Source organism: Planomonospora algeriensis (assembly GCF_977012225.1).
Genome location: NZ_CDRNDK010000039.1, coordinates 19208 through 27517 on the forward strand (window position 1 = coordinate 19208; position 8310 = coordinate 27517).

Annotated in this window: 6 protein-coding genes; 2 read left to right on the forward strand and 4 right to left on the reverse strand. The window is 71.0% G+C overall.

Annotated features, from left to right (window positions below; genetic code table 11):
• Positions 1-119 precede the first annotated feature (119 nt).
• Entirely contained in the window at positions 120-632 is a 513-nt protein-coding gene (locus ACWJ6R_RS07125; RefSeq protein WP_449061420.1) for a CAP domain-containing protein, read from the forward strand.
• A gap of 444 nt (positions 633-1076) precedes the next feature.
• Positions 1077-1973, forward strand: a complete 897-nt coding sequence (locus ACWJ6R_RS07130; RefSeq protein WP_449061421.1) for a CAP domain-containing protein — start codon at positions 1077-1079, stop codon at positions 1971-1973.
• Positions 1974-2208: 235 nt separating this feature from the next.
• Here ACWJ6R_RS07130 and ilvC read toward each other — a convergent pair whose 3' ends face one another.
• From ilvC to ACWJ6R_RS07150, 4 genes are all read right to left on the reverse strand, one after another.
• Complete coding sequence (gene ilvC / locus ACWJ6R_RS07135; protein ID WP_068897808.1) at positions 2209-3195, reverse strand: ketol-acid reductoisomerase; 987 nt, start codon at positions 3193-3195, stop codon at positions 2209-2211.
• 134 nt (positions 3196-3329) lie between these two features.
• Positions 3330-3854, reverse strand: coding sequence for an acetolactate synthase small subunit (ilvN, locus tag ACWJ6R_RS07140; RefSeq protein ID WP_449061422.1), 525 nt, complete (start codon positions 3852-3854; stop codon positions 3330-3332).
• Between the two features lie 6 nt (positions 3855-3860).
• Complete coding sequence (locus ACWJ6R_RS07145; protein ID WP_449061424.1) at positions 3861-5936, reverse strand: acetolactate synthase large subunit; 2076 nt, start codon at positions 5934-5936, stop codon at positions 3861-3863.
• A partial coding sequence (locus ACWJ6R_RS07150) for a putative bifunctional diguanylate cyclase/phosphodiesterase (protein ID WP_449061423.1) occupies positions 5834-8310 on the reverse strand: 2477 nt, incomplete at its 5' end. The genes ACWJ6R_RS07145 and ACWJ6R_RS07150, both read right to left, overlap by 103 nt.

Consider the following 8310-nt stretch of genomic DNA (forward strand, 5'->3'; position numbering starts at 1 on the left):
GAAGCAACATTTAGGGCTTCTATGCTGTTTTGTCCTAAATTTCGCCACGAGGGGCGTTCGTTGGCGGTGAAATGCGGAATTTATCCAGGTCAGACCATCTGAAGGATGGAGGAACCGACATGCGCAGAGAGCTGGGAGCACTCGCATGCCTCGGCGCCGTGACGGCCCTGAGCAGTCCGGCCGTCGCCGCCCCCGCGGTCGAGCCGACCGCCGAGCCCACCGTGACGAGCGGCGTGGCGGCGACCCCCGAGGAGGACGAGGTGGTGCGACTGACGAACCTCCAGCGCCAGAAGGGCGGCTGCCGCCCCCTCGTCAACAACCCGTACCTCCGCAGGGCCGCCTACGGCCACTCGCTCGACATGGCCACCCAGAACTACTTCAGCCACACCTCCAAGGACGGCCGGAACGTCGGCGACCGCATCAGGGCCGCCGGCTACACCGGGGCCCGGCGCTGGGCGGAGAACATCGCCTGGGGCCAGCAGACCCCGTCCGCGGTGGTCACGGCCTGGATGAACAGCTCGGGGCACCGGGCCAACATCATGAACTGCGCCTACGCCGACATCGGGGTGGGCCTGGCCAAGAACAGCAGCGGCAGGCCGTACTGGACGCAGAACTTCGCCGCCAAGCAGTGACCCGGCGGCGACCCCGTACGGCGATCCGCGGCCTGCGGCGATCCGCGGCGTACGGTGACCGCGCGGTGACGATACGGAGGCCCGGAGGCGCGCCGAGAGGGGCGCCAGGCGGATGCCGGTCACGCGGGGGCGTCCCGCCGAGGCGTTCGGCCCTCCGGCGAAGGTCCGCCGGGGGGCCGAACGTCCTCCGGCCGGCCCTCGCCGCCTCAAGATTTTTTCCTGGAACTTCCTGATCTTTACGGACGTGTCCGGAACTGAAATATGCCTGGTCGAAATCGGTCCAACGGCATTCCGCGACGCGTCAGCCGCCCCTCCGGTTTACCGGAGCCTCAGATTTTTGTCCGAAATTTCGTGACAAGACATGTCTGTGGGGACCAGAATGCGGACCCATCCAGCGTCCACCCATCTGGAGGAACCCACATGCGCAGACCGCTCGGAGCACTCATGTGCCTCGGAAGTCTGGCGGCCCTGAGCACTCCCGCCGTCGCGGCCCACGCCGCGGCAGGCCCGGGGGACATGTGCGGCGTGTCGGTGAGCGCCCCCTATGTCACGCCCGCCGGGAAGATCGAGGCGTCCGCGGCCCGCGCCGGCTGCGAGAACACCTCTCTGGTCCGGCTCCGCATCAAGCGCGCCCAGCCCGGTCCCGACCGGGTCATCAAGAGCGGGTCCCAGCGAGGGATCGTCAACGGTCAGCTGAACGTCACCCTGAACTGCAGCAAGGCCGTCCGCACGTACTACGCCGAGGTCGTCGACTACCGGGGCAACCAGGCCCGGTCCCTGCCGATCCGGCTGTCCTGCTCCCTGCCGGGATTCCCGTCCCCCACGGCCACCGCGGTGCCGAGCGCCACGCCCACCACCCCGGCCCCGCCGAGCAGCAGCCCCACGGCCAAGCCGACCACCCCGGCGCCGCCGAGCAGCAGCCCCGCCAACCCCGGCACGCCCGGCGCCGTGGGCACGGCCGAGGAGAACGAGGTCGTGCGCCTGACGAACATCGAGCGGGCCAAGGGCGGCTGCGCCCCCCTCACGCACGACCCGCAGCTGCGCCAGTCGTCCTACGGCCACTCCGCCGACATGGCGGCCAAGGGCTACTTCGACCACGTGTCCCAGGACGGCCGCACCTTCATGCAGCGCATCCGCGGGGCCGGCTTCACCGGGGGCAGGGCCTTCGCCGAGAACATCGCCTGGGGCTACCCGAACCCGGCCGCCGTGGTCAACGGCTGGATGAACAGCTCCGGCCACAAGGCCAACATCATGAACTGCGGTTACAACCTCATCGGCGTCGGCGCGGCCAAGAACGCGCAGGGCCAGATCTACTGGACCCAGAACTTCGCCACCAGGTAGGACCCGCGGACGGCTGAGGGGTCTCCTCGCCGCTCCCTCCACGTGCTCCGCGGGTCTTCCGCCCGCCTCCGCCGCCGTCCGGGAGGCCGGGCGGGCGGAAGACCCGCGGAGCGCTCCCGGCCGACCCCCCACCGGGAGAAGACGACGCCCCCGCGACGGTCATCCGTCGCGGGGGCGTCGCCGTGCGGGGTCCTCCCCCGCACGGCCGCTGCCGGAACCGGGCCCGGGGACGGGCCTACTTGTCCTTGAGCCAGCTCATCATCGGGCGGAGCTTGGCGCCGGTCTTCTCGATCGGGTGCTCGGCCAGCTCCTCGCGGTAGGCGGTGAAGCGCTTCTGGCCGCCGTCGAACTCGTCGACGAGCTCCTTGGCGAACTCGCCGGACTGGATCTCCGCCAGGATGCGCTGCATCTCCTTCTTCGTCTCCGGCGTCACGACGCGCGGGCCGCGGGAGTAGCCGCCGTACTCGGCGGTGTCGGAGACCGACCAGTACATCTTGTGGATGCCGCCCTCGTACATGAGGTCGACGATCAGCTTCATCTCGTGCAGGCACTCGAAGTAGGCGACCTCGGGCTGGTAGCCGGCCTCGATCAGGGTCTCGAAACCGGCCTTGATCAGCTCGGAGACGCCGCCGCACAGCACGGCCTGCTCACCGAAGAGGTCGGTCTCGGTCTCCTCGGTGAAGGTGGTCTTCAGCGCGCCGGCCCGGGTGCCGCCGATGCCCTTGGCGTACGACAGGACCAGCGGCCAGGCGTTGCCGGTGGCGTCCTTCTCGACGGCGACGAGGCACGGCACGCCGCGGCCCGCGGCGTACTGGCGGCGGACGAGGTGGCCGGGGCCCTTGGGGGCGACCATCGCGACGTCGACGCCCTCGGGCGCCTCGATGAGGCCGTAGCGGATGTTCAGGCCGTGGCCGAAGAAGAGCGCGTCGCCCTGCTGCAGGTTCGGCAGGATGTCCTGCGCGTACAGGTGGCGCTGGATGTGGTCCGGCGCGAGGATCATGATCAGGTCGGCCTCGGCGGCCGCCTCCGCCGGGGTCAGCACGCGCAGGCCGTCGGCCTCGGCCTTCTCGCGGCTCTTGGAGCCCTCGGGCAGGCCGACGCGGACGTCCACCCCGGAGTCCCGCAGGGAGAGCGCGTGGGCGTGGCCCTGGCTGCCGTACCCGATGACGGCCACGACGCGGCCCTGGATGATCGACAGGTCGGCCTGGTCGTCGTAGAAGATCTCAGTCACTTACTTGAACCTTTCAGGGTTTGTACGGCTCTGCTCACGCACGGTCGGGCTCCCTCTCCTCGCGTGCGCCGCGGCCGTCCGGATCCGCTCCGGGCGGCCGCTCCGCTCGCTCGGTGATCCGCCCTCTACGCGGTCCGGTCCAGGGCCCGGAGGGAGCGGTCGGTGATGGAACGGGCGCCGCGGCCGATGGCCACCATGCCCGACTGGACGAGTTCCTTGATGCCGAACGGCTCCAGGACCTTGATGAAGGCCTCCAGCTTGTCCGGCGTCCCGGTGACCTCGATGGTCACCGCGTCGGAGGCGACGTCGACGCAGCGCGCGCGGAACAGGTTGACCAGTTCCAGCACGTTCGAGCGGGTGTCGGCGTCGGCCCGCACCTTGATCAGCATGAGCTCGCGCTGGACCGACTGGCCCGGGTCGAGCTCCACGATCTTCAGCACGTTGATCAGTTTGTTGAGCTGCTTGGTGACCTGCTCCAGGGGCAGCTCCTCGACGTTGACCACGATGGTCATCCGCGAGATGTCCGCGTGCTCGGTCGGCCCCACCGCCAGCGAGTCGATGTTGAACCCGCGACGGCTGAACAGCGCCGCGACGCGCGCGAGCACGCCGGGCTTGTTCTCCACCAGGACGGAGAGCGTGTGCCTGCTCATGGGTTCCTACTCCTCGCTGTCCCAGACCGGCGCCATGTCGCGCGCGAACTTGATGTCGTCGTTGCTGGTCCCGGCGGCGACCATCGGCCAGACCATCGCGTCCTGGTGGACGACGAAGTCGATCACCACCGGCACGTCGTTGATCTCCATCGCCTTCTCGATGGTCGCGTCCACGTCCTCGGGACGCTCGCAGCGCAGGCCCACACAACCGTACGCTTCCGCGAGCTTGACGAAGTCGGGGATCCGGCGGACCGTCTGCAGGTCGGTGTTGGAGTAGCGCTCGTTGTAGAAGAGCGTCTGCCACTGGCGGACCATGCCGAGGTTGCCGTTGTTGATGACCGCGATCTTGATCGGCACGCCCTCGATGGTGCAGGTGGCCAGCTCCTGGTTGGTCATCTGGAAGCAGCCGTCGCCGTCGATGGCCCAGACGGTGGCGTCGGGGCGGCCCATCTTGGCGCCCATCGCGGCCGGGACCGCGAAGCCCATGGTGCCGGCGCCGCCGGAGTTGATGAACGTGCCGGGCTTCTCGTAGCCGATGAACTGCGCGGCCCACATCTGGTGCTGGCCGACGCCCGCGGTGTAGATCGCGTCCGGGCCGACGAGCGCGCTCAGCCGCTCCATGACGTACTGCGGGGCCAGCGAGCCGTCCTCGAACTCGGTGTAGCCGAGGGGGTAGGTCTTCTTGTAGGTGGCCAGCGCCGTCCACCAGTCGGTGTAGTCGCCCTTGCCGTCGCCCGCGCGCACCGTGGCGATCAGCTCGGCGAGGACCTCCTTGCAGTCGCCCACGATCGGGACGTCCGCGTGCCGGTTCTTGGAGATCTCGGCCGGGTCGATGTCGGCGTGGACCACCTTGGCGTACGGCGCGAAGCTGGACAGCTCACCGGTGACCCGGTCGTCGAAGCGCACGCCCAGGCCGATGATCAGATCGGACTTCTGCAGCGCGCCGACCGCCGACACCGAGCCGTGCATGCCGGGCATGCCCATGTGCTGCGGGTGGCTGTCGGGGAAGGTGCCGCGCGCCATCAGGGTGGTGACCACCGGGATGCCGGTCAGCTCGGCGAACTCCAGCAGCTCCGGCGAGGCGCCGGCCTTGTGCACGCCGCCGCCGACGTACAGCACCGGCCGCTTCGCCTCGGCGATCAGCTTGGCCGCCTCGCGGATCTGCTTGGAGTGCGGCCGGGTCACCGGCCGGTAGCCCGGCAGCTGCATCGCCGGCGGCCAGCTCGGGAAGGTCGTCACGGCCTGGAGGGCGTCCTTGGCGATGTCGACCAGGACCGGGCCCGGGCGGCCGGTGGAGGCGATGTGGAAGGCCTCCAGGATCGTCCGCGGGATGTCCGCCGGGTCGGTGACCAGGAAGTTGTGCTTCGTGATCGGCATGGTGATGCCGGAGATGTCGGCTTCCTGGAACGCGTCGGTGCCGATCGCGGCGCTCGCCACCTGGCCGGTGATCGCGACCATCGGGACCGAGTCCATGTAGGCGTCGGCGATCGGGGTGACCAGGTTGGTCGCGCCCGGACCGCTGGTGGCCATGCACACCCCGACCCTGCCGGTGGCCTGCGCGTAGCCCTGGGCCGCGTGCCCGGCGCCCTGCTCGTGCCGTACAAGCACGTGCCGGACCTTGGTCGAGTCGTAGAGGGGATCGTAGGCGGGGAGGATCGCCCCGCCCGGAATCCCGAACACGGTGTCAACCCCGACGTGCTCCAGCGCCCTGACGAGGGCCTGGGCTCCTGTCATCTGTTCGGTCATCGGCTCGTTCCTTGCGTGGCTGATGCGTGGCTGAGCTTTCTGCTGGCATAAAAAATGCCCCGTCCGCCTACGTGAGGCGGAGCCGGGGCGGCGCGCAGGTCGGAGTGCTTCGCTTAACGGCCTGCGCGCCGGCGAAGTACTACGCGAATCCCACGGTGATGCATGGCTCCACCATGACCGACGGAGCGTTCCGGCGTCAAATCCATGGAACGCAAGTCTCAGGATACGAGATGTCAGGCACTGCCCTGCAGGCTGGAGGCCCCGGCCGGCATCAGCGAGTCGACGCCCCGGGCGGTCATCGGCCGCGCCACCAGGTATCCCTGGCCGTGCGTGCAGCCCATCTCCCGCAGCAGCTCCAGCTGCTCGGCCCGTTCGATGCCCTCCGCGACCACGGTCAGCCCGAGGTCGTGGCCGAGCCGCACGATCGTGCGGGTCAGCAGCGTCAGCGTCTCGTCCGAGCCCAGTCCCGACACGAACGACGGGTCGATCTTGATCATGTCCACGGGGAGCTGCCGCAGGAACGCCAGCGAGGCGTAGCCGGTGCCGAAGTCGTCGATCGCCAGCCGTACGCCCAGGTTCCGCAGCGCCGAGAGGCGGTCGATGATCTCCTCGGCGTCCTCGACCAGCATCTCCTCGATCACTTCGAGGGTGAGCGCGTCGGGCGGCAGGCCGCTCTCGGCCAGCGCCGCCTCCACGGTCTCCACGAAGCGCGGCGCGATGATCTGCCGGGCCGACAGGTTGAGCGAGAGCCCGATGTCCCACGACGACGCCCGCCACGCGGCCACCTCCTGGCACGCCTGGCGCAGGATCCACTCGCTCAGCGGCACGATCAGGCCGGTGTCCTCGGCCGGCCCCAGGAACTGCTCCGGCGGCACGAACGCGCTCCCCCGCCACCAGCGCACCAGCGCCTCCACCGCGGTGACGCGCGAGGTCGCCAGGTCCACCACCGGCTGGTACTCGATCGCGAACTGGTTCTCCAGCAGCGCCCGCTGCAGGTCCGCGGCGAGCTCCAGGCGGCGGACCACGTCGGCGTGCATGTGCGCGGCGAACACCTCGACCCGGCGCCCGCCCAGCTCCTTGGCGCGGGCCATCGCCACGTCGGCGTTGCGGATCAGGTCCGCCGAGGGCACGTCGTCGTCGGCGAAGGCCACCCCGACGCTCGCGGTCAGCGCGATGTCGCGGCCGGCCACCCGGAACGGCTCGGAGGAGACCGTGTGGACCAGCAGCTCGGCCAGGTCCACCGCCGTCTGGGCGTCCGCCCCCGTCTCCAGCAGCACCGCGAACTCGTCGCCGCCCCAGCGCGCCAGGGTGTCGTCGGCCCGTACGGCGGCGCGCAGCCGGCGCGCGGCCTGGCCGAGCAGGTAGTCGCCGCTGGCGTGGCCGACCGAGTCGTTGACCGAGGTGAAGCCGTCCAGGTCGAGGAAGACCACGACGGCGCGGCTCTCCCCGGGGCGGGCCAGCACCTCCCGGGTGCGCTCCTCGAAGTAGGCGCGGTTGGGCAGGCCGGTGACGCCGTCGTGGAAGGTCAGGTGGGCGACCTGGTTGCGCAGGGCCTCCTCGTCGCTGACGTCGCGGGCGGTGATCAGCAGCAGGTCCTGCCCGCGCACGTGCCGGGTGACCACCGACTCCGTCGGCCGCCAGGTACCGTCGGCCGCCCGGACCCGGCAGGCGATCATGAAGGCCTCCGGGCCCCTGACCGGCTCCTCCTCCAGGCTCATCGCGCGCAGCGCCTCCTGGATCCCGGGCAGGTCCTCGGGATGGACGTAGTCGAAGACCGGCTCCCCGGTCAGCTCGTCGGGGCGGTAGCCGTACAGGATCTCCACGCCGGCGCCGACCTCGTGCATCACGCCGTCGTAGTCGCACAGCAGGACCACGTCGCCGGTGCTCTCCGCCAGGTCGCGCAGCTGCCGCTCGCCGAGGTCGAGCAGGGCCCGCGCGCGGCCGATCTCCGCCAGCGCCGCGGACAACCGGACCAGCAGGACCGCCACGACCGACGCCGAGACGACGGCCAGGACCTGCACCGGCCCCTGGGCGCCGCCCCTGAGCACCCGGAAGAGCACGACCGCGGTCGCCGCGGCGACCAGCAGCAGCGGCAGCGCCGCGATCAGCGGCGAGGCGGGCGGCGGGACGGGCCGCTCCCCGTCCTCCTCGGGTGCGCGCCCGCTCCAGGGGACCGCGGCCAGCAGCAGGAACGCCATCGGGGCGGGCCACGCCCAGGGCATGGACGGGGTCTCCCCGGCGAGCCGGGTCACCGCGGTGGCCGTCTCCGTGAGGGTGATCGCCCCGAGCACGGCGAGCGCCGCCAGGCCCACCGGCCAGGCCGACCTGCGGATCGGCACCACCGCCGGGCCGACGACGCAGGTCAGCAGCAGGCAGAGCAGCGGCGGGGCGAAGTTGACCGCGAAGTCGCCCGCCCCGGCCGCCTCCCGGTAGACCGGGCCCAGCACCAGCACCCAGGCGATCACCAGGATGGAGGCCGCGCAGACGTAGGCGTCGGACAGGTCCCGCAGGAACGCCCTGCCGTACGCGGGCCGGGCCGCGGACAGGCCCGTGCCCACCGCCAGCATCGCCGTACCGGCCAGCAGCACCAGGTCGGCGAAGTTCACCGCGAACGGCGTGCCGTCCGCGAACGGCCGGACGGCGGTCCCGGCCAGCCAGGTGATCGAACCCGCCGCGAGCCAGCGCCAGGCGAGCGCCCTGCGGCGGCCCG